Source organism: Pseudomonas sp. TWR2-1-1 (assembly GCF_049897045.1).
Lineage (GTDB): Bacteria > Pseudomonadota > Gammaproteobacteria > Pseudomonadales > Pseudomonadaceae > Aquipseudomonas > Aquipseudomonas versuta.
On the sequence record NZ_JAFCVM010000001.1, the window covers coordinates 15,285 to 41,244 of the forward strand.

Sequence of the window (25,960 nt, forward strand, 5' to 3'; positions counted from 1 at the left end):
TCGAATCGAGACATTTTGTCTTGGTTAGATGAGTGGGAAGGTCGGGGCCTTGCCTTGACTGGGGACAAGATCCTCTTTAGACTCTTGTACCCCTAAATTTGGCGGGAATTCGTTCCTGCCATTTTGCTTTTCTTGCAAGACAATAGCGTCGCAAGACAACAGTGGAGCTAGTAGATGGCAACTATCAACCAGCTGGTACGTCAGCCGCGTAAGCGTATCGTCGAGAAATCCGACGTGCCTGCGCTGCAAAACTGCCCGCAACGTCGTGGCGTATGCACCCGTGTGTATACAACTACGCCGAAAAAACCTAACTCGGCACTGCGTAAAGTATGCCGTGTGCGCCTGACCAACGGTTTCGAGGTTTCCTCGTACATCGGTGGTGAAGGTCACAACCTGCAAGAACACAGCGTGGTACTGATTCGTGGCGGTCGTGTAAAAGACTTGCCAGGTGTTCGTTATCACACCGTTCGCGGTTCTTTGGATACTTCCGGTGTTAAAGGTCGTAACCAGGGTCGTTCGAAGTACGGTACCAAGAAGCCGAAGTAGTTTTCGGTCGCTTGTAAATAATGCAGATTTCTTTTTTTCTGAGTCGATAAGAGTAAGGTCGGACGTGCATCCTCTGGGTGTAATGGTTCCGAGCTAACCTGAAGACCGTTTGAGGGCTTATCCATGCCAAGAAGACGCGTAGCAGCCAAGCGCGATGTGCTTGACGATCCAAAATACGGAAGCCAAATCCTGGCCAAGTTCATGAACCACGTGATGGAAAGCGGCAAAAAAGCCGTTGCCGAGCGTATCGTTTATGGCGCGCTGGAAAAGGTTAAAGAACGCAAGAACAGCGATCCCCTGGAAATCTTCGAGAAAGCTCTCGACGCCATCGCTCCGCTGGTCGAAGTGAAGTCGCGCCGTGTAGGCGGTGCTACTTACCAGGTTCCGGTCGAAGTTCGCCCGTCCCGTCGTAACGCCCTGGCAATGCGCTGGTTGGTAGACTTCGCCCGCAAGCGCGGCGAGAAGTCTATGGCTCTGCGCTTGGCTGGCGAACTGTTGGATGCTGCTGAAGGCAAGGGCGCAGCAGTTAAGAAGCGTGAAGACGTGCACCGTATGGCTGAAGCTAACAAAGCTTTCTCGCACTACCGCTTCTAATTTCAGCGCTACTCATTTTGCGAGGGCTTTATGGCTCGTACTACACCGATTAACCGCTACCGTAACATTGGTATCGTTGCTCACGTGGATGCTGGTAAAACCACCACCACCGAGCGCGTCCTTTTTTACACTGGCAAAAGTCACAAGATGGGCGAGGTGCATGATGGCGCCGCGACCACAGACTGGATGGTTCAGGAGCAGGAGCGTGGTATTACCATTACTTCTGCTGCTATTACCGCCTTCTGGAAAGGTTCTGCCAAGCAGTACAAAGACGAGCATCGCTTCAACGTAATCGATACCCCGGGCCACGTTGACTTCACTATTGAAGTTGAACGTTCCCTGCGTGTACTCGATGGCGCGGTTGTTGTGTTCTGCGGTACTTCGGGTGTTGAACCTCAGTCGGAAACCGTATGGCGTCAAGCCAACAAGTACGGCGTTCCGCGTCTTGTTTATGTAAACAAGATGGACCGTGCCGGTGCGAACTTCCTGCGCGTGATTGAGCAGATCAAGAAGCGTCTTGGTCACACTCCGGTTCCAATCCAGTTGGCCATCGGTTCCGAAGACAACTTCCAGGGTCAGATCGATCTGATCAACATGGAAGCTGTGTACTGGAACGATGCTGACAAAGGTATGGTTCCAGTTCGCAAAGAGATTCCAGCTGAGCTGAAAGATCTTGCTGACGAATGGCGCGACAACATGGTTCAGGCTGCGGCCGAAGCCAATGAAGAGCTGATGAACAAGTACCTCGAAGGTGAAGAATTCACCATCGAAGAAATCAAGGCTGCTCTGCGTCAGCGTACTATCGCTGGTGAGATCGTTTTGGCTGTTTGCGGTTCTTCCTTCAAGAACAAGGGTGTTCCCCTGGTTCTCGACGCCGTTATCGACTTCCTGCCAGCACCAACCGATATTCCAGCCATCAAGGGTACTGACCCGGATGACGAGTCTATCGAGCTGGAGCGTCATGCAGACGACAGCGAGCCGTTCTCGGCTCTGGCGTTCAAGATCGCTACCGACCCATTCGTGGGTACCTTGACCTTCGTTCGAGTTTACTCGGGCGTGTTGAACTCCGGCGACGGCGTAATCAACTCGGTTAAAGGCAAGAAAGAGCGTGTGGGTCGTATGGTGCAAATGCACGCAAACGCCCGTGAAGAAATCAAGGAAGTGCGCGCTGGTGACATCGCGGCCTTGATCGGCATGAAGGACGTCACCACTGGTGAAACCTTGTGCAACGCTGACAAGCCAATCATCCTGGTTCGTATGGACTTCCCGGAGCCGGTTATTTCGGTTGCCGTTGAGCCAAAGACCAAAGATGACCAGGAAAAAATGGGTGTCGCTCTGGGCAAACTTGCTCAGGAAGATCCATCTTTCCGCGTAAAAACTGATGAAGAAACTGGTCAAACGATCATTTCTGGCATGGGCGAGCTGCACTTGGACATCCTGGTTGACCGGATGCGCCGTGAGTTCAACGTCGAAGCCAACATCGGTAAGCCTCAGGTTTCGTATCGTGAGCGCATCACGAAGAGCTGTGAGATCGAAGGCAAGTTCGTTCGTCAGTCCGGCGGTCGTGGCCAGTTTGGTCACTGCTGGATCCGTTTTGCTCCTGCTGACGAAGGTCAGGAAGGTCTGCAATTCGTGAACGAAGTGGTAGGTGGTGTGGTTCCTAAGGAATACATCCCGGCTATCCAGAAGGGTATCGAAGAGCAGATGAAGAACGGTGTTGTTGCCGGCTATCCGCTGATCGGCCTGAAGGCTACCGTGTTTGATGGTTCTTACCACGACGTCGACTCCAACGAGATGGCGTTTAAGGTGGCTGCTTCCATGGCTACCAAGCAACTGGCCTCCAAAGGCGGTGGTGAGTTGCTTGAGCCGATCATGGCGGTAGAGGTTGTTACACCTGAAGACTATATGGGTGACGTGATGGGCGACTTGAATCGTCGTCGCGGCATGATCCAGGGTATGGAAGATACGGTCTCCGGCAAAGTAATTCGTGCTGAAGTTCCGTTGGGTGAAATGTTCGGTTATGCGACCGACGTTCGTTCCATGTCTCAGGGTCGCGCAAGCTACTCTATGGAATTCAAAAAATACGATACAGCTCCGTCGCACATCGTCGAAGCTGTTACTAAAAAACAAGGCTGATTTAGTTCAGTCCTTTAGGCAAGGAGTTAATTGTCGTGGCTAAAGAAAAATTTGATCGTTCCCTACCGCACGTCAACGTTGGCACTATCGGTCACGTTGACCATGGTAAAACCACGCTGACCGCAGCTCTGACTCGTGTTTGCTCCGAGATTTTCGGTTCGGCCATCGTTGATTTCGATAAAATCGACAGCGCGCCAGAAGAAAAAGCTCGTGGTATCACCATCAACACTGCGCACGTTGAATACAACTCGCTGATCCGTCACTACGCTCACGTTGACTGCCCAGGTCACGCTGACTATGTGAAGAACATGATCACCGGTGCTGCCCAGATGGACGGCGCGATCCTGGTTTGTTCGGCCGCTGATGGTCCGATGCCACAAACTCGTGAGCACATCCTGCTGTCCCGTCAGGTTGGCGTTCCGTACATCGTGGTCTTCCTGAACAAGGCTGACCTGGTAGACGACGCTGAGCTGCTGGAACTGGTTGAGATGGAAGTGCGCGATCTGCTGAGCACTTACGACTTCCCGGGCGACGACACTCCGATCATCATCGGTTCTGCTCGTATGGCGCTGGAAGGCAAAGACGACAACGAAATGGGCACCACTGCCGTTCGTAAACTGGTTGAAACTCTGGATACTTACATTCCGGATCCAGTTCGTGTTATCGACAAGCCGTTCCTGATGCCAATCGAAGACGTATTCTCGATTTCGGGTCGCGGTACTGTTGTAACCGGTCGTATCGAGCGCGGTATCGTTCGCGTTCAAGATCCGCTGGAAATCGTTGGTCTGCGTGACACTACTGTTACTACCTGCACCGGCGTTGAAATGTTCCGTAAGCTGCTCGACGAAGGTCGTGCTGGCGAGAACTGCGGCGTGCTGCTGCGCGGCACCAAGCGTGACGACGTAGAGCGTGGCCAGGTTCTGGTTAAGCCGGGTTCGGTTAAGCCGCACACTACCTTCGAGGCTGAAGTGTATGTGTTGAGCAAAGAAGAAGGCGGTCGTCACACTCCGTTCTTCAAAGGCTACCGTCCACAGTTCTACTTCCGGACCACTGACGTGACCGGTAACTGCGAACTGCCGGAAGGCGTTGAAATGGTAATGCCAGGCGACAACATCAAAATGGTTGTCACCCTGATCAAAACCATCGCAATGGAAGACGGTCTGCGTTTCGCAATCCGTGAAGGCGGTCGTACCGTTGGCGCTGGCGTTGTTGCCAAAATCATCGCGTAAGTGATGATTGCCTGAAAAAGCCCCCGCTCAGCGGGGGCTTTTTTTATTGAGTTGACACCTACTGGGGTCGTCTATAGAATTGCGCCTCCTTTTAACGGGCGTATTGCGCTCGGTGGGAATAGCAATCTGGAGTCTGAAATCCAATGCAAAATCAGCAAATCCGTATCAGGTTGAAGGCTTTTGACCATCGCCTGATCGACCAATCAACCCAGGAAATCGTGGAAACCGCGAAACGTACTGGTGCTCAAGTGCGTGGTCCAATTCCACTGCCTACCCGTAAAGAGCGGTTCACCGTTCTGGTCTCCCCGCACGTCAACAAAGACGCGCGTGACCAGTACGAGATCCGTACTCATAAGCGCGTACTGGACATCGTCCAGCCAACGGATAAAACCGTTGATGCACTTATGAAGCTTGATCTTGCGGCCGGTGTGGAAGTGCAGATCAGCCTCGGCTAAGACTTGGGTCTTAGTCGTGTAACGCTCTGAAATGGGCGGCCATAGCGGGTGAAAGCCCCGTACACTCATGAGGTTTACAACATGACTATTGGTGTAGTCGGTCGTAAATGCGGTATGACCCGTATTTTCACCGAAGAAGGTGTCTCCATTCCGGTCACGGTCATTGAGATCGAACCGAATCGCGTCACCCAGTTCAAAACTGAAGAAACCGATGGCTATCGTGCAGTGCAAGTCACTGTCGGCGAGCGTCGCGCTTCGCGTGTAACTGCTGCTCAAGCGGGTCACTTCGCTAAAGCAAACGTTGCAGCTGGTCGTACCGTAATGGAATTCCGCCTTGAAGAAGGCGAGTACCAGGCAGGCGATCTGATCAACGCTGAAATCTTCACCGCAGGTCAGATGGTCGATGTGACCGGTCAGTCCAAAGGTAAAGGCTTCCAGGGTACGATCAAGCGTTGGAATTTCCGTGGCCAAGATAACACTCACGGTAACTCCGTTTCCCACCGCGTCCCGGGCTCTATTGGCCAGTGCCAGACTCCTGGTCGTGTATTCAAGGGCAAAAAAATGTCCGGTCATATGGGCGCTGAGCGCGTGACCGTGCAGTCCCTCGAAGTAGTGCGCGTCGACGCTGAACGCAATCTGTTGTTGGTCAAAGGTGCTGTTCCTGGCGCTACTGGCGGCAACCTGGTTGTACGTCCGGCGGCCAAGGCTCGCGGTTAAGGGGAAGCTGACATGCAATTAAACGTAAATGACGCTCAAGCGATCGAAGTTTCCGAACTGACATTTGGCGGCGAGTTCAACGAGACGCTGGTTCACCAAGCAGTCGTGGCCTACATGGCCGGCGGCCGTCAAGGTAGCAAGCAGCAAAAGACCCGTTCCGACGTTCGTGGTGGCGGTAAGCGCCCATGGCGTCAGAAAGGTACTGGCCGTGCTCGTGCCGGTACTATCCGTAGCCCAATCTGGCGTGGCGGCGGTACCACTTTCGCAGCTCGTCCACAGGATCACTCTCAGAAGCTCAACAAGAAGATGTATCGCGCAGCAATGCGTTCCATCCTTGCTGAACTGGTTCGTACTGATCGTCTGATCGTGGTTCAGGACTTCGCAGTTGAAGCACCGAAGACCAAAGATCTGCTGAACAAACTGAATGGCATGGGTCTGACAGACGTCCTGATCGTGTCCGAAGTTGTTGATCAGAACCTGTACCTGGCTGCTCGTAACCTGCCACACGTTGATGTACGTGACGTGCAAGGTTCCGATCCAGTTAGTCTGATCGCATACGACAAGGTGTTGATCACCGTGTCGGCCGTGAAGAAATTCGAGGAGCTGCTGGGATGAACCAGGAACGCGTATTTAAAGTTCTGCTTGGCCCGCACGTTTCCGAGAAGGCTACGGTTCTGGCAGACAAGAAAGGCCAGTTCGTTTTCAAGGTTGCTACTGATGCAACCAAGCTGGAAATCAAGAAGGCCGTCGAAAGCCTGTTCAGCGTGAAAGTTGAGCGTGTTACTACCCTGAATGTTCTGGGTAAAAGCAAGCGCACCGCTCGCGGCGTGGGCAAGCGTAATGACTGGAAGAAGGCAGTAATCTCCCTTCAGCCAGGCCAAGATCTCGATTTCAGCAGCAGTGCTGAGTAAGGAAGGGGTGCATCATGGCAATCGTTAAATGCAAACCGACTTCCCCTGGCCGCCGTCATGTGGTCAAGGTGGTCAACCAGGAGCTGCATAAAGGCGCTCCTCACGCACCGCTGCTCGAGAAGAAATCGAAGACTGGTGGTCGTAACAACAATGGCCGTATTACCACGCGTCACATCGGTGGTGGTCATAAGCAGCATTATCGTTTGGTCGACTTCCGTCGCAACGACAAAGATGGCATTCCAGCCACTGTTGAGCGTATCGAATACGATCCAAACCGTACTGCTCACATTGCTCTTATGTTGTACGCAGACGGCGAGCGCCGTTACATCATCGCCCCTAAAGGCGTGAGTGCTGGTGACCAGCTGATCGCAGGTGCTTTGGCACCGATCAAGCCGGGCAACGCTCTGCAACTGCGCAACATTCCAGTTGGTAGCACCGTACACGGCATCGAATTGAAGCCGGGTAAAGGCGCGCAAATCGCACGTTCCGCTGGTGCTTCGGCTCAGCTGGTAGCTCGTGATGGTGTCTATGTGACCCTGCGTCTGCGCTCTGGTGAAATGCGTAAAGTATTGGCTGAATGCCGTGCAACGCTTGGCGAAGTCTCGAACTCCGAGCACAGCCTGCGTTCCCTGGGTAAAGCTGGTGCCAAACGCTGGCGTGGCGTTCGCCCAACCGTTCGTGGTGTTGCCATGAACCCGGTTGACCACCCACATGGTGGTGGTGAAGGTCGTACCTCTGGTGGTCGTCATCCGGTATCGCCATGGGGCTTCCCGACTAAGGGCGCGAAGACTCGTGGTAATAAGCGTACCGACAAAATGATCGTCCGTCGTCGCAAGTAAATAGAGGGATACGACAGTGCCACGTTCTCTGAAAAAAGGTCCTTTTATTGATCTTCACCTACTGAAGAAGATCGAAGTGGCGGCGGAAAAGAACGATCGCAAACCGGTGAAAACCTGGTCGCGCCGTTCTATGATCCTGCCACAAATGGTCGGTCTGACCATCGCTGTGCATAACGGTCGTCTTCATGTCCCAGTTCTTGTGAACGAAGACATGGTTGGCCATAAACTAGGCGAGTTTGCCGGTACCCGCACTTATCGTGGGCACGTGGCAGACAAGAAAGCCAAGCGTTAAGGGGTAAGGAACGATGGAAGTAGCCGCTAAGTTGTCGGGCGCTCGAATCTCCGCCCAGAAAGCCCGCTTGGTCGCCGACCAGATCCGCGGGAAGAAGGTGGGCGAAGCGCTCAACCTGTTGGCTTTCAGCAACAAGAAAGCCGCCGAGATCATCAAGAAAGTGCTGGAGTCGGCCGTAGCCAACGCCGAGCATAACGAAGGCGCAGACGTTGACGACCTTAAAGTCGCTACCGTTTTCGTCAACGAAGGGCGTTCGCTGAAGCGCATCATGCCGCGTGCCAAAGGCCGCGCTGATCGCATCGTCAAGCGGTCTTGCCATATCACTGTCAAGGTTGCTGACAAGTAACGGAGTCGAAGAGATGGGTCAGAAAGTACATCCCATTGGCATTCGCCTGGGAATCGTCAAGGAGCACACCTCCGTCTGGTACGCAGACGGCCGGACTTATGCGGACTATTTGTTCGCTGATCTGAAGGTGCGTGAATACCTCCAAGACAAACTAAAAAGCGCGTCCGTAAGCCGTATCGATATCCATCGTCCGGCTCAGACTGCACGTATCACCATCCACACTGCTCGTCCTGGTATCGTTATCGGGAAGAAAGGTGAAGATGTTGAGAAACTGCGTCAGGACCTGACCAAGCAAATGGGTGTGCCTGTGCACATCAATATCGAAGAGATCCGCAAGCCGGAACTCGACGGTATGCTGGTTGCGCAGAGCGTAGCTCAGCAGCTGGAGCGTCGTGTAATGTTCCGTCGCGCGATGAAACGCGCTGTACAGAACGCTATGCGCATTGGTGCCAAAGGCATCAAAATCCAAGTGAGCGGTCGTCTCGGCGGTGCTGAAATCGCACGTACTGAATGGTATCGCGAAGGTCGTGTGCCACTGCACACCCTGCGTGCCGACATCGACTATGCCAACTACGAAGCTCACACCACTTACGGTGTGATCGGTGTAAAGGTTTGGATCTTCAAAGGCGAAGTAATTGGTGGTCGCCAAGAAGAACTGAAGCCACAAGCACCAGCGCCTCGTAAAAAAGCTGCTAAGTAAGGGGTACGCCAAATGTTACAACCTAAGCGTACGAAGTTCCGCAAGCAGATGACAGGCCACAACCGTGGCTTGGCATTGCGCGGTAGCAAAGTCAGCTTCGGCGAGTATGCGCTGAAGTCTGTTGCTCGTGGTCGTCTCACCGCTCGTCAGATCGAATCAGCGCGTCGTGCACTGACCCGTCACGTTAAGCGTGGCGGTAAGATCTGGATCCGTGTATTCCCGGACAAGCCTGTAACCAAAAAGCCACTCGAAGTTCGGATGGGTAAAGGTAAGGGTAACGTGGAATATTGGGTTGCCCAGATTCAGCCAGGCAAAGTCCTGTATGAAATCGAGGGTGTTACTGAAGAGCTGGCGCGTGAGGCTTTCGCCCTGGCTGCTGCAAAGCTGCCGCTCGCCACCTCCTTTGTTAAACGGACGGTGATGTGATGAAAGCGAATGAACTTCGTGAAAAATCCGCACAGCAGCTGAACGAGCAACTGCTCGGCTTGCTGCGCGACCAGTTCAATCTGCGCATGCAGAAAGCAACTGGCCAGTTGGGGCAGTCGCATCTGCTCTCGCAAGTTAAGCGTGACATCGCTCGCGTGAAGACTGTGCTCAAACAGCAGGCAGGTAAGTAATCATGGCTGAAGCCGAAAAAACTGTCCGTACGCTGACTGGCCGTGTTGTCAGCGACAAGATGGACAAGACCATCACCGTACTGATCGAGCGTCGCGTTAAGCACCCGATCTACGGTAAATATGTTAAGCGTTCGACTAAGCTGCACGCGCACGACGAAACCAATCAGTGCCACATCGGCGACAAGGTCACTATTCGTGAAACTCGTCCGCTGGCCAAGACCAAGTCTTGGGCATTGGTTGATATTCTCGAACGCGCTGTGGAAGTCTAAGGACTAGGGGTCGGAGAAATTATATGATTCAGACTCAATCCATGCTCGATGTGGCCGATAACAGCGGCGCACGCCGCGTTATGTGCATCAAGGTGCTGGGTGGCTCCCATCGTCGTTACGCTGGTATCGGTGACATCATCAAAGTTACCGTCAAGGAAGCAATTCCTCGCGGTAAAGTGAAAAAAGGCCAAGTGATGACTGCTGTTGTAGTCCGCACTCGTCACGGCGTACGTCGTGCTGATGGCTCCATTATCCGCTTTGATGGCAACGCTGCTGTTCTTCTGAACAACAAGCAAGAGCCGATCGGCACCCGTATCTTTGGGCCAGTGACCCGTGAACTTCGTACTGAGAAGTTCATGAAGATCGTCTCGCTCGCCCCAGAAGTGCTGTAAGGAGATCCGACATGCAAAAGATTCGTCGTGACGACGAGATCATCGTGATCGCCGGCAAAGACAAAGGTAAGCGCGGTAAGGTGCTTAAGGTTCTCGCTAACAACCGTTTGGTTATTGGCGGTCTGAACCTGGTTAAGCGTCATACCAAGCCTAACCCTATGTCGGGCGTGCAAGGCGGTATCGTCGAAAAAGAAGCTCCGCTGGACGCTTCTAACGTCGCCATCTTCAACGGCGAAACCAACAAGGCTGACCGCGTTGGTTTCAAAGTAGAAGAAGGCAAGAAAATTCGTGTCTTCAAGTCGACCCAAAAAGCGGTTGATGCTTGAACACTGCTAGGTAGATAAGACCATGGCACGACTAAAAGAGATTTACCGGAAGGAAATCGCTCCGAAACTTAAGGAAGAACTTAAGCTTTCGAACGTGATGGAAGTTCCGCGCGTTACCAAAATCACCCTGAACATGGGTTTGGGCGAAGCGATCGGTGATAAGAAAATCATCGAGCACGCTGTAGCTGATTTGGAAAAGATCACGGGTCAAAAATGTGTTGTGACCTACGCTCGCAAGTCCATCGCAGGCTTTAAAGTTCGCGAAGGCTGGCCGATCGGCGTTAAAGTTACTCTGCGCCGTGAGCGTATGTACGAATTCCTGGATCGTCTGCTGTCGATCTCCCTGCCTCGGGTACGCGACTTCCGCGGCCTGAATGCCAAGTCCTTCGATGGTCGTGGTAACTACAGCATGGGCGTGAAAGAGCAGATCATTTTCCCGGAAATCGACTACGACAAGATCGATGCCCTTCGCGGTCTGGACATTACCCTGACCACCACTGCTCGGACAGATGATGAAGGTCGCGCCTTGTTGCGTGCTTTCAAATTCCCGTTCCGCAACTGATTGGAGTAGGAAAATGGCCAAGATGAGCATGAAAAACCGCGAGCTGAAGCGTCAGCTCACGGTTGCCAAGTTCGCCAAGAAGCGTGCAGCACTGAAAGCTATCATCGTGGATCTGAACGCAAGTCCAGAAGCGCGTTGGGAAGCTCAAGTAGCTCTGCAGAAGCAGCCACGTGACGCAAGCGCTGCGCGCATGCGTAACCGCTGCCGCCTGACTGGTCGTCCGCATGGTGTTTACCGCAAGTTCGGCCTCGGCCGTAACAAATTGCGTGAAGCAGCAATGCGCGGTGACGTACCAGGTCTGGTTAAAGCCAGCTGGTAAGGCGCACAGGCAAAGTTGTCACTGTCAGGATTGCAATATCCTGACAGTCGGTGACCTTGAATATGAATCAAGCCCCTATTGGGGCTTGATTCATTTCTGGCGTGTGTCTAGAATGACCGGCTCGCCTGAGCCCGTGCTTTTTAAGCATTGAGTCACTCGGCGACAGATGTAGCCGCGAGGCTAATTATTTTTGTAACAGGAGCGTCTAGCCCATGAGTATGCAGGACCCGTTAGCGGACATGCTAACTCGAATCCGTAATGCCCAGATGGCTGAAAAGTCCGTCGTAAGCATGCCATCTTCCACGTTGAAGGTAGCTGTAGCCAAAGTTCTCAAAGACGAAGGTTACATCGCGGATTATCAGATCAGCAGCGAAATCAAACCACTGCTGTCTATCGAGCTGAAATACTTCGAAGGCCGTTCGGTTATCGAAGAAGTGAAGCGCGTTAGCCGTCCAGGCCTGCGTCAGTACAAGTCCTCCGAAGATCTGCCGAAAGTTCGTGGCGGTCTCGGTGTGTCTATCGTCTCCACCAGCAAAGGTGTGATGACGGATCGTGCTGCGCGCGCTGCCGGTGTCGGCGGCGAAGTTCTTTGCACTGTGTTCTAAGGGGGGATAAGCATGTCACGCGTCGCTAAGAACCCCGTTAAGCTGCCAGCTGGTGTCGAAGTAAAATTCGCCGGCCAACAGCTTTCGGTGAAGGGTGCCAAGGGCACTCTAGAACTGAACATCCATTCGTCCGTTGAAATTGTTGAAGAAGCTGGTGAGCTGCGTTTCGCTGCTCGCAATGGCGATCAACAAACTCGCGCAATGGCTGGTACCACTCGTGCGTTGGTAAACAACATGGTCCAAGGCGTAAGCCAAGGCTTCGAGCGCAAGCTCCAGCTGGTCGGTGTTGGTTACAAAGCGCAAGCAAAAGGCACAGTGCTGAACCTGGCTCTTGGCTTCTCGCACCCAGTGGATTACGAACTGCCGGAAGGCATCACCGCTGAGACTCCTAGCCAAACCGATATCCTGATTCGGGGTATTGATAAGCAGCTGGTAGGTCAGGTGGCCGCTGAGATCCGCGGTTTCCGTCCACCAGAGCCTTATAAAGGTAAGGGTGTACGTTACGCGGACGAAGTCGTCCGTCGTAAAGAAGCCAAGAAGAAGTAGGGCATAGCAAATGACCGACAAAAAAGTTACTCGCCTGCGTCGCGCTCGCAAAGCACGTCTGAAAATGCACGAACTCGAAGTCGTGCGTCTCTGCGTGTTCCGCTCGTCGCAGCATATATACGCCCAGGTCATCTCGGCCGACGGCAGCAAAGTCTTGGCAAGTGCTTCGACTTTGGACAAAGAACTGCGTGATGCTGCCACTGGCAACATCGACGCGGCCACAAAGGTTGGCCAGCTGGTCGCTACGCGTGCAAAAGCCGCTGGCGTCTCGCAGGTGGCTTTCGACCGCTCTGGCTTCAAGTACCACGGCCGCGTGAAAGCGCTGGCTGAGGCTGCTCGTGAAGCTGGGCTGGAGTTCTAAGTTATGTCAAATAACGACCAAAAGCGCGACGAAGGCTACATTGAGAAGCTGGTTCAAGTTAACCGCGTAGCCAAAACCGTTAAAGGCGGCCGTATCTTCACTTTCACCGCGTTGACCGTGGTTGGTGATGGTAAAGGGCGCGTTGGCTTCGGCCGTGGCAAGTCACGTGAAGTGCCTGCTGCGATCCAGAAGGCAATGGAAGCTGCTCGCCGCAACATGATCCAAGTTGACCTGAACGGCACAACTCTGCAGTACGCAATGAAGTCCGCTCACGGCGCTTCGAAGGTGTACATGCAGCCTGCTTCTGAAGGTACCGGTATCATCGCTGGCGGCGCTATGCGTGCTGTCCTCGAAGTTGCTGGCGTTCAGAACGTTCTGGCCAAGTGCTACGGCTCGACTAACCCAGTAAACGTGGTTCACGCCACTTTCAAAGGTTTGAAAGCTATGCAATCTCCTGAGTCTATTGCCGCTAAGCGTGGCAAAAGCGTTAAGGAGATCTTCTGATCATGGCTACCGTTAAAGTAACGCTGATCAAAAGCATGACCGGCCGTATCCCTAATCACAAACTGTGCATTAAGGGTCTGGGTCTGCGTCGCATCGGTCACACTGTAGAAGTACTTGATACTCCCGAGAATCGCGGGATGATCAACAAGGCTTACTACATGCTGCGTGTAGAGGGTTAATCGATGAAACTCAATGATCTGAGTCCAGCGCCGGGTTCCCGTCGCGAAAAGCATCGTCCGGGCCGTGGTATCGGTAGCGGTTTGGGTAAGACTGGTGGCCGTGGTCACAAAGGTCAATCCTCCCGTTCCGGTGGCACAATTGCTCCAGGCTTTGAAGGCGGTCAACAGCCGCTGCATCGCCGTCTGCCTAAGTTCGGTTTCGTTTCCCTGAAAGCCATGGATCGCGCAGAAGTGCGTTTGTCCGAGCTGGCTAAAGTGGAAGGCGACATCGTTACTGTGCAGACCCTGAAAGATGCCAACGTGATCAACGTCAACGTACTGCGTGTGAAAATCATGCTGTCCGGTGAAGTTACTCGCGCTGTCACAATCGGCAAGGGAATCGGCGCCACCAAAGGTGCGCGTTCGGCTATCGAAGCAGCTGGCGGCAAGTTCGAGGAATAAATGGCTAAGCAAGGTGCTCTCTCAGCGCTCAGCAAAGGCGGGTTATCCGAGCTCTGGGCTCGTCTGCGTTTTCTATTCCTGGCGATTATCGTCTACCGAATAGGCGCACACATCCCAGTTCCAGGTATTAACCCGGACCGGTTGGCGGACCTGTTTCGACAGAATGAGGGGACCATTCTTAGCTTGTTCAACATGTTTTCTGGCGGCGCGCTGGAGCGGATGAGTATTTTTGCGCTGGGGATCATGCCGTATATTTCGGCATCGATCATCATGCAGCTTATGTCCGCTGTCAGCCCGCAGCTGGAGCAGTTGAAGAAGGAAGGTGAAGCTGGTCGTCGCAAGATAAGCCAGTACACCCGCTACCTCACTGTCGCTCTTGCTCTTGTTCAGGCTATTGGCATGTCCATAGGTCTGGCAGGGCAGGGCGTAGCGTTCACTGGTGACCTAGGCTTCCATTTCGTTGCAGTAACCACTTTTGTGGCTGGTGCGATGTTCATGATGTGGCTGGGTGAACAGATTACTGAACGTGGTGTTGGCAACGGTATCTCGATGTTGATTTTTTCGGGTATCGTCGCCGGTCTTCCGAGAGCAATTGGGCAGTCTTTCGAGTCTGCGCGTCAGGGCGATATCAATATCTTCGCTTTGGTTGCTATCGGTTTGCTGGCAGTAGCGATTATCGGTTTTGTGGTGTTCATTGAGCGTGGTCAGCGTCGTATTGCTGTTCACTACGCCAAGCGTCAGCAGGGCCGCAAGGTGTTTGCTGCGCAGACTAGCCACCTACCGCTGAAAGTGAATATGGCCGGTGTTATTCCGGCTATTTTTGCGAGCAGCATTTTGCTGTTCCCGGCTTCGCTGGGTGCCTGGTTCGGTCAGTCTGAAGGTATGGGCTGGTTGCAGGACATCTCGCAGTCGATCGCTCCTGGTCAGCCGTTGAATATTCTGCTGTTTAGTGCAGGGATTATTTTCTTCTGCTTCTTCTATACGGCGTTGATGTTCAATCCGAAAGACGTAGCGGAAAACCTGAAGAAGTCCGGTGCCTTTATTCCGGGTATCCGTCCAGGTGAGCAGTCGGCGCGCTATATTGATGGCGTTTTGACTCGTTTGACTCTGTTCGGTGCTCTTTATATGACGGCCGTGTGTCTGTTGCCCCAGTTCCTGGTGGTTGCGGCAAACGTTCCGTTCTACCTTGGCGGGACCTCGTTGCTGATCGTGGTCGTGGTTGTTATGGACTTCATGTCCCAAGTACAATCGCACCTCGTTTCGCACCAGTACGAATCCCTGATGAAGAAAGCCAACCTGAAGGGCTACGGCAGCGGCATGCTTCGCTGAAGTACCCATAAGGTGAGAGGAGTTGGTGATGAAAGTTCGTGCATCGGTGAAAAAGCTGTGCCGTAACTGCAAGATTATTCGCCGCGAAGGTGTTGTTCGGGTAATTTGCAGCGCGGAACCACGTCACAAACAGCGCCAAGGCTGAGTGTGATCTGTTTGAAGCCCAGCAGCTAGTGCGCTGCTGGGTTGATTATTTGTTATTACAGCGATATTATCTCGCGCCCTATTTCTTGGCTTCCGGGGCGTAGGTAGCTGTCAATTGGAGTCCCACTGAATGGCCCGTATTGCAGGCGTTAACATTCCAGATAACAAGCACACTGTTATCTCGCTGACCTACATCTTTGGTGTTGGTCGCACTACTGCGCAGAAAATTTGCGCAGAGACTGGGGTAAACCCAGCCGCTAAGATCAAAGATCTGAGCGACGAGCAGATTGAGTTGCTGCGTGGCGAAGTGGCAAAGTTCACCACTGAAGGTGACCTGCGTCGTGAAGTCAACATGAAAATCAAACGCTTGATGGATTTGGGCTGCTACCGCGGTCTGCGCCATCGTCGTGGTCTTCCAGTACGCGGTCAGCGTACCAAGACCAACGCGCGTACTCGCAAAGGTCCGCGTAAGCCGATCCGCAAGTAATCGCACCAGCGAATCGACAGGAATTTAGTCATGGCAAAACCTGCTGCTCGTCCTCGTAAAAAAGTCAAAAAGACAGTGGTTGATGGCATCGCCCACATCCACGCGTCTTTCAACAACACAATCGTGACCATCACCGACCGTCAGGGTAACGCGCTTTCTTGGGCTACCTCCGGTGGTTCGGGTTTCCGCGGTTCTCGCAAGTCCACCCCGTTCGCTGCTCAAGTAGCTGCTGAACGTGCTGGTCAAGCTGCGCTGGAATATGGCCTGAAAAACCTTGACGTTAACGTTAAAGGTCCAGGTCCAGGTCGTGAGTCCGCTGTCCGTGCTTTGAACGGCTGTGGCTATAAGATCGCCAGCATCACCGACGTGACGCCAATCCCGCACAACGGGTGCCGTCCGCCGAAGAAGCGCCGCGTGTAATCCAGGAGACTGTAAAGAATGGCTCGTTACATTGGTCCAAAATGCAAACTGGCACGTCGTGAAGGCACCGATCTCTTCTTGAAGAGTGGTGTGCGCGCTATCGAATCGAAGTGCAATATTGAAGCTGCTCCAGGCATCCACGGCCAACGCCGCGGTCGCCAATCCGACTACGGTACCCAACTGCGTGAAAAGCAGAAGGTCCGTCGTATCTACGGCGTTCTCGAGCGTCAGTTCAGCGGCTACTACAAACAAGCTGCTGGCAAAAAAGGTGCAACTGGCGAAAACCTGTTGCAACTGCTCGAATGCCGCCTGGATAACGTCGTATACCGTATGGGTTTCGGCTCTACTCGTGCCGAATCCCGTCAGTTGGTATCGCACAAGTCGATCAGCGTAAACGGTCAGACCGTTAACGTTCCGTCCTACCAGGTACGTGCTGGTGACGTGGTCGCTATCCGCGAGAAAGCAAAGAACCAGCTTCGCATTGTCCAAGCTCTCGATCTGTGTGCCCAACGTGGCCGCGTAGAATGGGTAGAAGTAGACACTGAGAAGAAGTCGGGCGTTTTCAAGAACGTTCCTGCTCGCAGTGATCTGTCCGCCGACATCAACGAAAGCCTGATTGTCGAGCTCTACTCCAAGTAAGGGCTAGAAAATAGGTGCATCCATGCAGATTTCGGTAAATGAGTTCCTGACACCTCGCCATATTGATGTGCAAGTTGTCAGTCCAACCCGCGCTAAAATCACACTCGAGCCTCTCGAGCGTGGTTTTGGCCACACCCTGGGCAACGCGCTGCGACGCATCCTGTTGTCCTCAATGCCAGGCTGTGCAGTAGTCGAGGCCGAGATTGATGGTGTGCTCCACGAGTACAGCGCCATCGAAGGTGTACAGGAAGACGTAATTGAAATCCTGTTGAACCTTAAAGGTCTGGCTATCAAGCTGCACGGCCGTGACGAAGTTACGCTGACCTTGTCGAAGAAGGGTTCGGGGGTGGTTACCGCTGCCGATATTCAGCTGGATCATGATGTCGAGATCGTTAATCCCGATCACGTAATCGCCAACCTGGCGTCTAACGGCGCCTTGAACATGAAGCTCACCGTAGCTCGTGGTCGTGGTTATGAACCAGCAGACTCGCGTCAGAGCGATGAAGATGAAAGCCGCAGCATTGGTCGCTTGCAGCTTGACTCTTCGTTCAGCCCGGTTCGCCGTATCGCATACGTGGTGGAAAACGCCCGTGTCGAGCAGCGTACTAACCTGGACAAGCTGGTTATTGATCTGGAGACCAACGGTACACTGGATCCTGAAGAGGCTATTCGTCGTGCTGCAACCATCCTGCAACAGCAGTTGGCTGCATTCGTCGACCTCAAAGGTGACAGCGAACCAGTGGTTATCGAACAGGAAGACGAGATCGATCCGATCCTGCTTCGTCCGGTTGACGATCTGGAACTGACCGTGCGTTCGGCCAACTGCCTTAAGGCGGAGAACATTTACTACATCGGTGACCTGATTCAGCGCACCGAAGTAGAACTGTTGAAGACTCCGAACCTGGGCAAGAAATCCTTGACTGAAATCAAGGATGTTCTGGCCTCCCGTGGTCTGTCCCTCGGCATGCGCCTCGACAACTGGCCGCCTGCAAGTCTTAAGAAGGACGACAAGGCGACTGCCTGATCGTCGTAATCACCGAACGTTGTGTTTGGTAAGGAATGAACCATGCGTCATCGTAAAAGTGGTCGTCACCTGAGCCGCACTAGCTCCCACCGCAAGGCTATGTTTCAAAACATGGCAGTGTCGTTGTTTGAGCACGAGCTGATCAAAACGACTCTGCCGAAAGCCAAAGAATTGCGTCGCGTTGCTGAGCCGCTGATTACTCTGGCCAAGAATGATTGTCTGGCTAACCGCCGTCTGGCCTTCGACCGTACGCGTTCGAAAGCCATCGTTGGTAAGCTGTTCAACGATCTGGGCAAGCGTTATGCAACTCGTGAGGGTGGCTACCTGCGCATCCTCAAGTGCGGTTTCCGTGCTGGCGACAACGCGCCTATGGCGTACGTCGAGTTGGTTGATCGTCCAGTTGGCGGTGAAGCTGTATCCGCTGAGTAAGACGTCAGTCTCTACAAAGAACCGGGCCTAGTGCCCGGTTTTTTGTGTCTCTATGATTATCATTTTCTATTGATCGTGATCAATTAATGCATTTGCCCGTGTAGAGTTCATGGTCAATACTCCTCCTCAGCCGATTAGCCGGCAGTACAAAGACTGAGGAAGCAAAAGCATGAGCCAGACCAAAACGCTTACGACCGCCAGCGGCGCTCCAGTTGCTAACAACCAGAATTCTCGTTCTGCTGGCCCTCGCGGCCCGTTGTTGCTCGATGATTTTCATCTGCTCGAAAAGCTTGCCCATTTCAACCGTGAAAACATTCCAGAGCGTCGTGTTCACGCCAAGGGTTCGGGGGCCCATGGTACCTTCACCGTTAACCGTGACATGGCTCAGTACAGCAGTGCGAAGCTGTTCGACACCATTGGCAAGCAAACCCCGACCTTCCTGCGTTTCTCAACCGTAGGTGGCGAGCGCGGCTCGGCAGACACTGCGCGTGATCCGCGTGGTTTTGCGCTCAAGTTCTATACCGAAGAAGGCAACTGGGACATCGTGGGTAACAACACCCCGGTTTTCTTTATTCGTGATCCGTTGAAGTTTCCTGACTTTATCCACACCCAAAAGCGTCTTCCGCAAAGCAACCTGAAAAGTGCACAGATGATGTGGGACTTCTGGTCGCATTCGCCTGAGTCACTGCACCAGGTCACCATCCTGTTCTCTGATCGTGGCATCCCTGATGGCTATCGTCACATGCACGGTTTCGGCAGCCATACCTACAGCCTGATCAACGCGGCCGGCGAGCGTCACTGGGTCAAATGGCACTATAAAACCAAGCAAGGCATCAAGAACTTGCCGCCAGCAGAAGCCGAGCGTCTTGCAGGTACTGATCCGGACTATGCGCAGCGCGACCTTTTTGATGCCATTGAGCGAGGCGACTTCCCGAAATGGCGCGTATGCATGCAAGTCATGACTGAAGCCCAGGCTGCCGCCCATTACGAAAACCCGTTCGACGTGACCAAGACCTGGTCGCAAAAAGAGTTCCCGCTGATTGAAATTGGCGAGCTGGAGTTGAATCGTAACCCGCTTAACTATTTTGCCGAGGTCGAACAGGCAGCATTCGGTCCAAGCAATATGATTCCGGGTGTTGGTCTATCGCCTGACCGCATGCTGCAAGGCCGTGTGTTCGCTTACGCTGATGCCCATCGTTACCGTGTAGGCACCAACCACCAGCATCTGCCTATCAATGCGCCACGGGTACCTGTGCATAACTACCAGCGTGATGGTTCGATGGCTTTTGGCAACAATGGCGGTGCCGCACCGAACTACGAGCCAAATAGCTACACCGATGCGCCGAAGCAGGCGCCTCAGTACGCTGAGCCGCCTTTGGCGCTCAGTGGTGCAGCGGATCGTTACGATCATCGCGTTGACAGTGACTACTACAGCCACGCCGGTGCGCTGTTCCGCCTGATGACCGATGAGCAGAAAGCTCTGTTGATAGACAACATCGCAGGTGCCATGGCCGGGGTATCGGACGACGTAGTGCAGCGCCAGTTGCAACATTTCTACAATGCCGATCAGGCTTATGGGGACGGTGTCGCCAAAGCACTGGGTGTAAAGGCTAAGTAAGTCTAAGTGAGAAGCAGAACCGCCCTCAATTGGGCGGTTTTTGCGTTTTTTAGGCCTATTATCTCTACAGATACGGGATTTTATTGCGATTGAGTCGTGACCTCCCGGTCAGCTTGGTTCAAACTACAGACTTTCAAGCAGGGAGATGTGCGGCGATGCAAGGGCACCCGGACGTAATCGATTACCTCAACACGTTGCTTACCGGCGAGCTGGCTGCACGTGACCAATACTTTGTCCATTCCCGTATGTACGAGGACTGGGGCTTTACCAAGCTATACGAACGCATCAACCACGAAATGGAAGAAGAGACACAACACGCTGACGCGTTGATGCGTCGGATTCTGATGCTAGAAGGTACTCCGCGTATGCGTGCGGACGACCTGGATGTCGGGACCACGGTGCCTGAGATGTTTGCCGCCGACCTTCGTCTTGAATACAAGGTCCGTGCTGCGCTCTGCAAGGGCATCGCGCTGTGTGAACAGCACAAGGATTACGTGAGCCGCGACATCTTGCGCGTTCAGCTGGCAGACACTGAAGAAGATCATACCTACTGGCTGGAAAAGCAGCTGGGCCTGATCAAGACGATCGGCTTGCAGAATTACCTGCAATCGCAGTTCTGACCGACCCTCGATCTGTAGGCGCGAGTTTGCTCGCGAGCCGTTAAAAGATCGCGAGCAAAAGTCTGACGCATAAAAAAGCCCCTGCCATCTCACAATGGCCGGGGCTTTTTCATGCGTCAGGCTTAATGCCTGTCGCGAATCAGCAGCGGTTTCAGATAGAAGCCGGTATGAGACTGCGTCATTTCAGCCACGTCTTCCGGCGTGCCGACTGCAATGATCTGACCACCTTTAGACCCGCCTTCGGGTCCTAGATCCACCAGCCAGTCAGCAGTTTTGATCACGTCAAGGTTGTGCTCGATCACCACCACGGTGTTGCCGTGGTCGCGTAGTCGATGCAGCACATCCAGCAGTTGCTGGATGTCAGCAAAGTGTAAACCTGTTGTCGGCTCATCAAGGATATACAGGGTCTTGCCGGTATCGCGCTTGGACAGCTCGCGAGACAGTTTGACCCGTTGCGCTTCACCGCCTGACAGCGTCGTGGCGGACTGCCCCAGCTTGATGTACGACAGGCCTACATCCATCAGCGTTTGCAGCTTACGCGCCAGCGCAGGCACCGCGTCGAAGAACACGCGGGCTTCTTCGATCGTCATTTCCAGCACTTCGTGAATGCTCTTGCCCTTGTATTTGATCTCAAGGGTTTCACGGTTATAGCGCTTGCTCTTGCACACATCGCAAGGCACGTAGATGTCGGGCAGAAAGTGCATTTCCACCTTGATCAGGCCATCCCCCTGACACGCTTCGCAGCGTCCGCCCTTCACGTTGAAGGAGAAACGACCCGGGCCGTACCCCCGCGAGCGGGATTCAGGTACGCCGGAAAACAACTCGCGTATTGGTGTGAACAGGCCGGTGTATGTGGCCGGGTTGGAACGAGGGGTACGACCAATAGGGCTCTGGTCGATGTCGACTACCTTGTCCAGGTGCTCAAGACCTTTGATGCTGTCGTGAGCCGCGGCCTCCAGCGTGGTCGCACCATTGAGGGCAGTGGCGCTGAGCGGGTAGAGCGTGTTGTTGATCAGTGTCGACTTGCCTGAACCCGAAACCCCGGTCACGCAGGTCAAAAGTCCCAGAGGGATTTCCAGATCCACATTACGCAAGTTGTTGCCGCGAGCGCCCTTGAGCGTCAGCGTCATCTTCTTGTTGCGCGGCGTACGCTTGGCCGGTACGGGAATTTTCACACGTCCGGACAGGTATTTACCGGTCAATGAATCAGGATGAGCCATTACCTCCGCCGGCGTACCTTGCGCGACGATGTGGCCGCCATGTACCCCGGCGCCCGGGCCGATATCAACGACATAGTCCGCCAGGCGAATCGCATCCTCGTCATGCTCCACCACAATCACGGTGTTGCCGATGTCACGCAGATGTTTAAGGGTGCCGAGCAAACGGTCGTTATCGCGCTGATGCAGGCCGATGGAGGGTTCGTCGAGGATGTACAGCACCCCGACCAGACCTGCGCCGATCTGGCTGGCCAGACGGATACGCTGCGCCTCACCGCCAGACAGGGTGTCTGCGCTGCGATCCAGCGACAGATAATCGAGCCCCACGTTGACCAAAAACTGCAGGCGTTCGCGAATTTCCTTAAGGATTTTGTCTGCGATTTCGCCCCGGCGCCCGGTCAGGCTCAGGGTGCTGAAATACTCGGTCGCATCCCCAATCGGCATATTGGTTACAGCCGGCAGGGTTTTCTCGCCAACCCACACGTGACGGGCTTCGCGACGCAGGCGCGTACCACGGCAGTCCGGGCAGGACTGGGTGCTCAAGAACTTGGCCAGCTCTTCGCGCACGGTAGCCGATTCGGTTTCGCGATAGCGGCGCTCCAGGTTCGGCACGATGCCTTCAAACGGGTGCGAGCGCTTGACGATATCGCCGCGATCATTCAGATAGCGGAAATCAACGTTGTGGGTACCGCTGCCATACAAAATGACTTTTTGCTTGTCAGCCGGCAGTTCGCCGAAGGGCACTTCCAGGCTGAAGTCGTAGTGTTTGGCCAGCGCCCCGAGCATCTGGAAGTAATAAACGTTGCGCCGGTCCCAGCCACGTATGGCGCCTTCGGCCAGTGTCAGCTCGCCATTGACCAGGCGTTTAATGTCGAAAAACTGCTTAACCCCCAGCCCGTCACAGGTCGGGCATGCCCCGGCTGGGTTGTTGAAGGAAAACAGCTTGGGCTCAAGTTCACTGATCGCATGGCCGCAGATTGGGCAGGCGAAGCGCGCGGAGAAGATCATCTCTTCGCCCGGCTCATCGTCCATCGGCGCAACCAGTGCAATACCGTCGGCCAGCTTCAGCGCGGTCTCAAAGGATTCGGCCAGGCGTTGCTGCAGATCGGGGCGAACCTTGAAGCGGTCAACCACCACATCAATAGTGTGCTTCTTCTGCTTGTCGAGCTTGGGCAGCTCATCCAGCTCGCAGAGTCTGCCGTTGACCCGGGCCCGCACGAAACCTTGAGCGCGCAGTTCTTCAAAAACCGAAAGGTGTTCACCCTTGCGCTCGCGGATCACTGGCGCCAGAAGCATCAGCTTGCTGCCTTCAGGCTGCGCCAGTACCAGGTCGACCATTTGGCTGACGGTCTGCGCTTCGAGCGGGATGTCGTGATCGGGGCAGCGGGGGATGCCGACACGGGCATACAGCAAACGCAGGTAGTCGTAAATTTCGGTGATGGTACCGACAGTGGAGCGCGGGTTATGCGACGTCGATTTTTGTTCGATGGATATCGCTGGCGACAGACCTTCGATGGTATCAACGTCAGGCTTTTCCATCATCGACAGGAACTGGCGTGCATAGGCCGACAGCGACTCGACATAGCGGCGCTGGCCTTCTGCGTACAACGTATCAAAGGCCAAGGATGATTTGCCGGAGCCAGACAGTCCGGTGATGACGATCAGTTTGTCCCTTGGCAGGGTCAGGTCGATGTTCTTCAGGTTGTGGGTTCGTGCCCCACGTATCAGGATCTTGTCCACTGCGGCCTCGCTTGGCGGGCATAACGTAAACGAATGAGTATACGGATCTGTACGAAAGCTGTGCAGGCTCTTAATGGCAAGTTGGTATTAAGAGCCTTTATAACTTTTACGTGACAAAGCGTCGCGCCTCGCTCGTGTGTGTGCTGTTACTCGATGGGACTGGTAGAATCGCCGCCGGTTCACATGAGGTTATTCCATGCACGATCCCCACAGCGACCGCATGAGTGGTAGCGAGACCCGGGCAGCAAGCGGTCTGGCACTTGTGTTCGCCTTCCGTATGCTTGGCATGTTTATGGTGTTGCCGGTTTTGGCGACCTATGGGATGGACCTCGTCGGTGCGACGCCTGCCCTGATAGGCCTGGCAATAGGCGCTTACGGCCTGACACAGGCAATTTTTCAGATCCCTTTCGGGGTTATTTCTGACCGCATTGGTCGTCGTCCGGTTATTTACCTCGGTTTGATTGTCTTCGCTCTCGGTAGCGTACTGGCAGCGAACTCGGACTCGATCTGGGGCGTCATTGCCGGTCGGGTCCTGCAGGGCGCTGGCGCAATTTCTGCTGCCGTGATGGCGTTGCTTTCAGACCTCACTCGCGAACAGCACCGCACCAAAGCCATGGCCATGATCGGCATGACCATTGGCTTGTCGTTTGCTGTAGCGATGGTAGTAGGTCCGCTGCTAACCCGTGCTTTTGGTTTGTCAGGCCTGTTCCTGGCCACTGGCGCAATGGCGCTTGTAGGAATAGTCATCGTCATGTTCATGGTGCCGCGCTCAACCGGTACCTTGCAGCATCGCGAGTCGGGTGTGGCCAGGCAGGCATTGCTTCCGACCTTGCGTCACCCCGACCTGCTGCGTCTGGACCTGGGGATTTTCGTTTTGCACGCCATGCTGATGTCCAGTTTCATCGCATTGCCGCTAGCGCTGGTGGAAAAGGCCGGGCTGCCCAAAGAGCAACATTGGTGGGTGTACCTGACCGCCTTGCTGATTTCTTTCTTCGCCATGATCCCGTTCATCATCTACGGCGAAAAGAAACGCAAAATGAAACGAGTTTTGCTCGGCGCCGTCGTGACGTTGATGCTCACTGAGCTATTCTTCTGGAAGTTCGGCGACAGCTTGCGAGCACTGGTGGTGGGGACTGTAGTGTTCTTTACCGCCTTCAACCTGCTGGAAGCTTCATTGCCTTCGTTGATCAGCAAGGTGTCTCCGGCGGGCGGCAAGGGCACGGCGATGGGGGTTTATTCCACCAGCCAGTTCCTCGGTTCAGCACTGGGCGGCATACTCGGCGGCTGGTTATTTCAGCATGGCGGCTTGTCGGTTGTGTTCCTTGGATGCGCAGGTCTGGCTGCACTCTGGCTGGCCTTTGCTGTTACCATGCGCGAACCGCCTTATGTGACAAGCCTGCGCTTGCCGCTATCGCCTGAAGCGCTTCGCGAAGCAGGCCTGGCCGAGCGTTTAAAGGCTATTACAGGCGTTACAGATGCAGTGGTGGTAGCGCAAGAAGCTGCCATTTATATCAAATTGGACACCGAACTATTGGATCGCGCGACACTCGAGCAGTTGGTTAACCCAGCGCCGACGTGCGAAGCCTAGGAGAACGTTATGGCCCGTGGGGTTAACAAAGTTATATTGGTCGGCACGTGCGGCCAGGATCCCGAAGTTCGCTACTTGCCTAACGGTAATGCCGTGACCAACCTGAGTCTGGCAACCAGCGAACAGTGGACAGACAAGCAAACCGGCCAGAAAGTCGAAAAGACTGAATGGCACCGCGTATCGATGTTCGGCAAAGTTGCCGAAATCGCCGGCGAATACCTGCGCAAGGGTTCGCAGGTTTACATCGAAGGCAAGTTGCAAACCCGCGAGTGGGAAAAAGACGGTATCAAGCGTTACACCACCGAAATCGTGGTCGACATGCAAGGCACCATGCAACTGCTGGGTGGCCGTCCACAGGGCGACCAACAAAACCAGGGCGGTGGTAACAACTACCAGCAACAGCAGTCTGCTCCGCGTCAACAGGCTCAACGTCCTGCACCGCAACAGCAACAGCAGCCTCAACAGCAGCAGTCGCGTCCAGCTCCGCAGCAGCAGGCACCCCAGCCAGCACCGGATTTCGACAGCTTTGATGACGATATCCCGTTCTAGAGTACAGCCTTCGGGCTACACGCTCAGAACCCCGAAAGGCCCGTCGCTGATTCAGCAACGGGCCTTTTTTTGGCCCATGCGCCAGATAGCACATCCCGTGACGGTAACCTTGGTGATACCCGCCCGGTCAAAAAATGGCACCCGCTCAGCTCCTGGTAGTCCGATCCTGTTGTCCGTGTATTACTGAAGCGCCCGGCGCTTCATTGACTAAGCTGTACTGTTCCCAAGTACCGATGAGTCAATTAGCGAACATCATCGGTACTGTCAAAG

General features: G+C 54.2%; 37 protein-coding genes. 36 read left to right on the forward strand and 1 reads right to left on the reverse strand.

The genetic code is table 11. The features are described from left to right. The first annotated feature begins 174 nt into the window (after positions 1-174). The 34 genes from rpsL to bfr all read left to right on the forward strand — a co-directional run bounded on the left by rpsL (position 175) and on the right by bfr (position 20,596). A complete protein-coding gene (rpsL, locus tag ACP7BO_RS00085) occupies positions 175-546 on the forward strand; it encodes a 30S ribosomal protein S12 (protein WP_002555494.1) in 372 nt (123 codons plus the stop codon). Positions 547-669: 123 nt separating this feature from the next. Next, positions 670-1,140 (forward strand): 30S ribosomal protein S7, encoded by a 471-nt coding sequence (rpsG, locus tag ACP7BO_RS00090; RefSeq protein WP_019824369.1) that lies wholly within the window; start codon positions 670-672, stop codon positions 1,138-1,140. A 30-nt stretch (positions 1,141-1,170) separates the two neighbouring features. Further along, complete coding sequence (fusA, locus tag ACP7BO_RS00095) at positions 1,171-3,276, forward strand: elongation factor G (protein WP_060696756.1); 2,106 nt, start codon at positions 1,171-1,173, stop codon at positions 3,274-3,276. 35 nt (positions 3,277-3,311) lie between these two features. Further along, complete coding sequence (gene tuf, locus ACP7BO_RS00100) at positions 3,312-4,505, forward strand: elongation factor Tu (protein WP_003444379.1); 1,194 nt, start codon at positions 3,312-3,314, stop codon at positions 4,503-4,505. A 143-nt stretch (positions 4,506-4,648) separates the two neighbouring features. Then, a complete protein-coding gene (gene rpsJ, locus ACP7BO_RS00105) occupies positions 4,649-4,960 on the forward strand; it encodes a 30S ribosomal protein S10 (protein ID WP_003186070.1) in 312 nt (103 codons plus the stop codon). A gap of 81 nt (positions 4,961-5,041) precedes the next feature. Beyond that, entirely contained in the window at positions 5,042-5,677 is a 636-nt protein-coding gene (gene rplC / locus ACP7BO_RS00110; RefSeq protein ID WP_003444377.1) for a 50S ribosomal protein L3, read from the forward strand. A 12-nt stretch (positions 5,678-5,689) separates the two neighbouring features. Further along, the gene (gene rplD, locus ACP7BO_RS00115) at positions 5,690-6,292 is read left to right on the forward strand and encodes a 50S ribosomal protein L4 (protein WP_003444376.1); all 603 of its coding nucleotides are present in this window, start codon (positions 5,690-5,692) and stop codon (positions 6,290-6,292) included. Next, positions 6,289-6,588 carry a 50S ribosomal protein L23 gene (gene rplW, locus ACP7BO_RS00120; RefSeq protein ID WP_003444375.1) on the forward strand — a complete coding sequence of 100 codons (300 nt, stop codon included), beginning with the start codon at positions 6,289-6,291 and terminating at the stop codon, positions 6,586-6,588. Before rplD ends, rplW begins: the two co-directional genes overlap by 4 nt. Positions 6,589-6,602: 14 nt before the next feature. After that, positions 6,603-7,427: a 50S ribosomal protein L2 gene (gene rplB / locus ACP7BO_RS00125; protein WP_003444374.1), complete on the forward strand. Its 825-nt coding sequence runs from the start codon at positions 6,603-6,605 to the stop codon at positions 7,425-7,427. 16 nt (positions 7,428-7,443) lie between these two features. Then, positions 7,444-7,719: a 30S ribosomal protein S19 gene (gene rpsS / locus ACP7BO_RS00130; RefSeq protein ID WP_003232420.1), complete on the forward strand. Its 276-nt coding sequence runs from the start codon at positions 7,444-7,446 to the stop codon at positions 7,717-7,719. 13 nt (positions 7,720-7,732) lie between these two features. Next, positions 7,733-8,065 (forward strand): 50S ribosomal protein L22, encoded by a 333-nt coding sequence (gene rplV, locus ACP7BO_RS00135; protein WP_003444373.1) that lies wholly within the window; start codon positions 7,733-7,735, stop codon positions 8,063-8,065. A gap of 13 nt (positions 8,066-8,078) precedes the next feature. Continuing rightward, positions 8,079-8,765: a 30S ribosomal protein S3 gene (rpsC, locus tag ACP7BO_RS00140; protein ID WP_003176422.1), complete on the forward strand. Its 687-nt coding sequence runs from the start codon at positions 8,079-8,081 to the stop codon at positions 8,763-8,765. Positions 8,766-8,777: 12 nt separating this feature from the next. Continuing rightward, entirely contained in the window at positions 8,778-9,191 is a 414-nt protein-coding gene (rplP, locus tag ACP7BO_RS00145; RefSeq protein ID WP_003444372.1) for a 50S ribosomal protein L16, read from the forward strand. Beyond that, complete coding sequence (gene rpmC, locus ACP7BO_RS00150) at positions 9,191-9,382, forward strand: 50S ribosomal protein L29 (protein WP_003444371.1); 192 nt, start codon at positions 9,191-9,193, stop codon at positions 9,380-9,382. The genes rplP and rpmC overlap by 1 nt, the downstream gene beginning before the upstream one ends. Before the next feature lie 2 nt (positions 9,383-9,384). Then, the gene (rpsQ, locus tag ACP7BO_RS00155) at positions 9,385-9,651 is read left to right on the forward strand and encodes a 30S ribosomal protein S17 (RefSeq protein ID WP_003444370.1); all 267 of its coding nucleotides are present in this window, start codon (positions 9,385-9,387) and stop codon (positions 9,649-9,651) included. 23 nt (positions 9,652-9,674) lie between these two features. Then, complete coding sequence (gene rplN, locus ACP7BO_RS00160; protein ID WP_002555479.1) at positions 9,675-10,043, forward strand: 50S ribosomal protein L14; 369 nt, start codon at positions 9,675-9,677, stop codon at positions 10,041-10,043. Positions 10,044-10,054: 11 nt separating this feature from the next. Then, positions 10,055-10,369 carry a 50S ribosomal protein L24 gene (gene rplX, locus ACP7BO_RS00165; RefSeq protein ID WP_003444369.1) on the forward strand — a complete coding sequence of 105 codons (315 nt, stop codon included), beginning with the start codon at positions 10,055-10,057 and terminating at the stop codon, positions 10,367-10,369. A gap of 22 nt (positions 10,370-10,391) precedes the next feature. Then, positions 10,392-10,931, forward strand: coding sequence for a 50S ribosomal protein L5 (gene rplE / locus ACP7BO_RS00170; RefSeq protein WP_003444368.1), 540 nt, complete (start codon positions 10,392-10,394; stop codon positions 10,929-10,931). 13 nt (positions 10,932-10,944) lie between these two features. Continuing rightward, entirely contained in the window at positions 10,945-11,250 is a 306-nt protein-coding gene (rpsN, locus tag ACP7BO_RS00175) for a 30S ribosomal protein S14 (protein ID WP_003444367.1), read from the forward strand. A gap of 212 nt (positions 11,251-11,462) precedes the next feature. Continuing rightward, a complete protein-coding gene (rpsH, locus tag ACP7BO_RS00180) occupies positions 11,463-11,855 on the forward strand; it encodes a 30S ribosomal protein S8 (RefSeq protein ID WP_003444366.1) in 393 nt (130 codons plus the stop codon). 12 nt (positions 11,856-11,867) lie between these two features. Continuing rightward, positions 11,868-12,401: a 50S ribosomal protein L6 gene (rplF, locus tag ACP7BO_RS00185; protein ID WP_003444365.1), complete on the forward strand. Its 534-nt coding sequence runs from the start codon at positions 11,868-11,870 to the stop codon at positions 12,399-12,401. A gap of 10 nt (positions 12,402-12,411) precedes the next feature. After that, a complete protein-coding gene (rplR, locus tag ACP7BO_RS00190) occupies positions 12,412-12,762 on the forward strand; it encodes a 50S ribosomal protein L18 (protein ID WP_003444364.1) in 351 nt (116 codons plus the stop codon). Positions 12,763-12,765: 3 nt separating this feature from the next. After that, positions 12,766-13,266 carry a 30S ribosomal protein S5 gene (gene rpsE / locus ACP7BO_RS00195; RefSeq protein WP_003186035.1) on the forward strand — a complete coding sequence of 167 codons (501 nt, stop codon included), beginning with the start codon at positions 12,766-12,768 and terminating at the stop codon, positions 13,264-13,266. 2 nt (positions 13,267-13,268) lie between these two features. Then, positions 13,269-13,445: a 50S ribosomal protein L30 gene (rpmD, locus tag ACP7BO_RS00200; protein ID WP_003444363.1), complete on the forward strand. Its 177-nt coding sequence runs from the start codon at positions 13,269-13,271 to the stop codon at positions 13,443-13,445. 3 nt (positions 13,446-13,448) lie between these two features. Further along, complete coding sequence (gene rplO / locus ACP7BO_RS00205) at positions 13,449-13,886, forward strand: 50S ribosomal protein L15 (protein WP_003444362.1); 438 nt, start codon at positions 13,449-13,451, stop codon at positions 13,884-13,886. Further along, a complete protein-coding gene (gene secY / locus ACP7BO_RS00210; protein ID WP_003444361.1) occupies positions 13,887-15,215 on the forward strand; it encodes a preprotein translocase subunit SecY in 1,329 nt (442 codons plus the stop codon). Between the two features lie 28 nt (positions 15,216-15,243). Next, complete coding sequence (rpmJ, locus tag ACP7BO_RS00215) at positions 15,244-15,360, forward strand: 50S ribosomal protein L36 (RefSeq protein ID WP_002555468.1); 117 nt, start codon at positions 15,244-15,246, stop codon at positions 15,358-15,360. A gap of 129 nt (positions 15,361-15,489) precedes the next feature. Then, the gene (gene rpsM, locus ACP7BO_RS00220; protein ID WP_003444360.1) at positions 15,490-15,846 is read left to right on the forward strand and encodes a 30S ribosomal protein S13; all 357 of its coding nucleotides are present in this window, start codon (positions 15,490-15,492) and stop codon (positions 15,844-15,846) included. Positions 15,847-15,876: 30 nt separating this feature from the next. After that, positions 15,877-16,266, forward strand: coding sequence for a 30S ribosomal protein S11 (rpsK, locus tag ACP7BO_RS00225; protein ID WP_002555466.1), 390 nt, complete (start codon positions 15,877-15,879; stop codon positions 16,264-16,266). Between the two features lie 18 nt (positions 16,267-16,284). Continuing rightward, positions 16,285-16,905, forward strand: coding sequence for a 30S ribosomal protein S4 (gene rpsD / locus ACP7BO_RS00230; RefSeq protein ID WP_003444359.1), 621 nt, complete (start codon positions 16,285-16,287; stop codon positions 16,903-16,905). 22 nt (positions 16,906-16,927) lie between these two features. Continuing rightward, the gene (locus tag ACP7BO_RS00235; RefSeq protein ID WP_003176403.1) at positions 16,928-17,929 is read left to right on the forward strand and encodes a DNA-directed RNA polymerase subunit alpha; all 1,002 of its coding nucleotides are present in this window, start codon (positions 16,928-16,930) and stop codon (positions 17,927-17,929) included. A gap of 42 nt (positions 17,930-17,971) precedes the next feature. Continuing rightward, the gene (gene rplQ, locus ACP7BO_RS00240; protein ID WP_003444357.1) at positions 17,972-18,358 is read left to right on the forward strand and encodes a 50S ribosomal protein L17; all 387 of its coding nucleotides are present in this window, start codon (positions 17,972-17,974) and stop codon (positions 18,356-18,358) included. A gap of 169 nt (positions 18,359-18,527) precedes the next feature. Continuing rightward, complete coding sequence (locus ACP7BO_RS00245; protein ID WP_426208009.1) at positions 18,528-19,976, forward strand: catalase; 1,449 nt, start codon at positions 18,528-18,530, stop codon at positions 19,974-19,976. Between the two features lie 155 nt (positions 19,977-20,131). Continuing rightward, positions 20,132-20,596 (forward strand): bacterioferritin, encoded by a 465-nt coding sequence (gene bfr, locus ACP7BO_RS00250; RefSeq protein ID WP_397455632.1) that lies wholly within the window; start codon positions 20,132-20,134, stop codon positions 20,594-20,596. A 122-nt stretch (positions 20,597-20,718) separates the two neighbouring features. Here bfr and uvrA read toward each other — a convergent pair whose 3' ends face one another. Next, a complete protein-coding gene (uvrA, locus tag ACP7BO_RS00255; protein WP_426208011.1) occupies positions 20,719-23,553 on the reverse strand; it encodes an excinuclease ABC subunit UvrA in 2,835 nt (944 codons plus the stop codon). A 196-nt stretch (positions 23,554-23,749) separates the two neighbouring features. Here uvrA and ACP7BO_RS00260 point away from each other — a divergent pair, with 196 nt between their 5' ends. Together ACP7BO_RS00260 and ACP7BO_RS00265 are read left to right on the forward strand one after the other, a co-directional pair. Continuing rightward, on the forward strand, positions 23,750-25,141 hold the full coding sequence (locus ACP7BO_RS00260) for an MFS transporter (RefSeq protein WP_397455634.1): 1,392 nt from the start codon (positions 23,750-23,752) through the stop codon (positions 25,139-25,141). Positions 25,142-25,150: 9 nt separating this feature from the next. After that, positions 25,151-25,690, forward strand: coding sequence for a single-stranded DNA-binding protein (locus ACP7BO_RS00265; RefSeq protein WP_060696761.1), 540 nt, complete (start codon positions 25,151-25,153; stop codon positions 25,688-25,690). Positions 25,691-25,960: the final 270 nt, after the last annotated feature.

Excerpts from the sequence above, each read along its gene's own strand:
- rpsL (WP_002555494.1), top strand. The coding sequence starts at position 175 with ATGGCAACTATCAACCAGCTGGTACGTCAGCCGCGTAAGCGTATCGTC.
- rpsG (WP_019824369.1), top strand. The coding sequence starts at position 670 with ATGCCAAGAAGACGCGTAGCAGCCAAGCGCGATGTGCTTGACGATCCA.
- fusA (WP_060696756.1), top strand. The coding sequence starts at position 1,171 with ATGGCTCGTACTACACCGATTAACCGCTACCGTAACATTGGTATCGTT.
- rpsJ (WP_003186070.1), top strand. The coding sequence starts at position 4,649 with ATGCAAAATCAGCAAATCCGTATCAGGTTGAAGGCTTTTGACCATCGC.
- rplC (WP_003444377.1), top strand. The coding sequence starts at position 5,042 with ATGACTATTGGTGTAGTCGGTCGTAAATGCGGTATGACCCGTATTTTC.
- rplD (WP_003444376.1), top strand. The coding sequence starts at position 5,690 with ATGCAATTAAACGTAAATGACGCTCAAGCGATCGAAGTTTCCGAACTG.
- rplW (WP_003444375.1), top strand. The coding sequence starts at position 6,289 with ATGAACCAGGAACGCGTATTTAAAGTTCTGCTTGGCCCGCACGTTTCC.
- rplB (WP_003444374.1), top strand. The coding sequence starts at position 6,603 with ATGGCAATCGTTAAATGCAAACCGACTTCCCCTGGCCGCCGTCATGTG.
- rplV (WP_003444373.1), top strand. The coding sequence starts at position 7,733 with ATGGAAGTAGCCGCTAAGTTGTCGGGCGCTCGAATCTCCGCCCAGAAA.
- rpsC (WP_003176422.1), top strand. The coding sequence starts at position 8,079 with ATGGGTCAGAAAGTACATCCCATTGGCATTCGCCTGGGAATCGTCAAG.
- rplP (WP_003444372.1), top strand. The coding sequence starts at position 8,778 with ATGTTACAACCTAAGCGTACGAAGTTCCGCAAGCAGATGACAGGCCAC.
- rpmC (WP_003444371.1), top strand. The coding sequence starts at position 9,191 with ATGAAAGCGAATGAACTTCGTGAAAAATCCGCACAGCAGCTGAACGAG.
- rpsQ (WP_003444370.1), top strand. The coding sequence starts at position 9,385 with ATGGCTGAAGCCGAAAAAACTGTCCGTACGCTGACTGGCCGTGTTGTC.
- rplN (WP_002555479.1), top strand. The coding sequence starts at position 9,675 with ATGATTCAGACTCAATCCATGCTCGATGTGGCCGATAACAGCGGCGCA.
- rplX (WP_003444369.1), top strand. The coding sequence starts at position 10,055 with ATGCAAAAGATTCGTCGTGACGACGAGATCATCGTGATCGCCGGCAAA.
- rplE (WP_003444368.1), top strand. The coding sequence starts at position 10,392 with ATGGCACGACTAAAAGAGATTTACCGGAAGGAAATCGCTCCGAAACTT.
- rpsN (WP_003444367.1), top strand. The coding sequence starts at position 10,945 with ATGGCCAAGATGAGCATGAAAAACCGCGAGCTGAAGCGTCAGCTCACG.
- rpsH (WP_003444366.1), top strand. The coding sequence starts at position 11,463 with ATGAGTATGCAGGACCCGTTAGCGGACATGCTAACTCGAATCCGTAAT.
- rplF (WP_003444365.1), top strand. The coding sequence starts at position 11,868 with ATGTCACGCGTCGCTAAGAACCCCGTTAAGCTGCCAGCTGGTGTCGAA.
- rplR (WP_003444364.1), top strand. The coding sequence starts at position 12,412 with ATGACCGACAAAAAAGTTACTCGCCTGCGTCGCGCTCGCAAAGCACGT.
- rpsE (WP_003186035.1), top strand. The coding sequence starts at position 12,766 with ATGTCAAATAACGACCAAAAGCGCGACGAAGGCTACATTGAGAAGCTG.
- rpmD (WP_003444363.1), top strand. The coding sequence starts at position 13,269 with ATGGCTACCGTTAAAGTAACGCTGATCAAAAGCATGACCGGCCGTATC.
- rplO (WP_003444362.1), top strand. The coding sequence starts at position 13,449 with ATGAAACTCAATGATCTGAGTCCAGCGCCGGGTTCCCGTCGCGAAAAG.
- secY (WP_003444361.1), top strand. The coding sequence starts at position 13,887 with ATGGCTAAGCAAGGTGCTCTCTCAGCGCTCAGCAAAGGCGGGTTATCC.
- rpmJ (WP_002555468.1), top strand. The coding sequence starts at position 15,244 with ATGAAAGTTCGTGCATCGGTGAAAAAGCTGTGCCGTAACTGCAAGATT.
- rpsM (WP_003444360.1), top strand. The coding sequence starts at position 15,490 with ATGGCCCGTATTGCAGGCGTTAACATTCCAGATAACAAGCACACTGTT.
- rpsK (WP_002555466.1), top strand. The coding sequence starts at position 15,877 with ATGGCAAAACCTGCTGCTCGTCCTCGTAAAAAAGTCAAAAAGACAGTG.
- rpsD (WP_003444359.1), top strand. The coding sequence starts at position 16,285 with ATGGCTCGTTACATTGGTCCAAAATGCAAACTGGCACGTCGTGAAGGC.
- ACP7BO_RS00235 (WP_003176403.1), top strand. The coding sequence starts at position 16,928 with ATGCAGATTTCGGTAAATGAGTTCCTGACACCTCGCCATATTGATGTG.
- rplQ (WP_003444357.1), top strand. The coding sequence starts at position 17,972 with ATGCGTCATCGTAAAAGTGGTCGTCACCTGAGCCGCACTAGCTCCCAC.
- ACP7BO_RS00245 (WP_426208009.1), top strand. The coding sequence starts at position 18,528 with ATGAGCCAGACCAAAACGCTTACGACCGCCAGCGGCGCTCCAGTTGCT.
- bfr (WP_397455632.1), top strand. The coding sequence starts at position 20,132 with ATGCAAGGGCACCCGGACGTAATCGATTACCTCAACACGTTGCTTACC.
- ACP7BO_RS00260 (WP_397455634.1), top strand. The coding sequence starts at position 23,750 with ATGCACGATCCCCACAGCGACCGCATGAGTGGTAGCGAGACCCGGGCA.
- ACP7BO_RS00265 (WP_060696761.1), top strand. The coding sequence starts at position 25,151 with ATGGCCCGTGGGGTTAACAAAGTTATATTGGTCGGCACGTGCGGCCAG.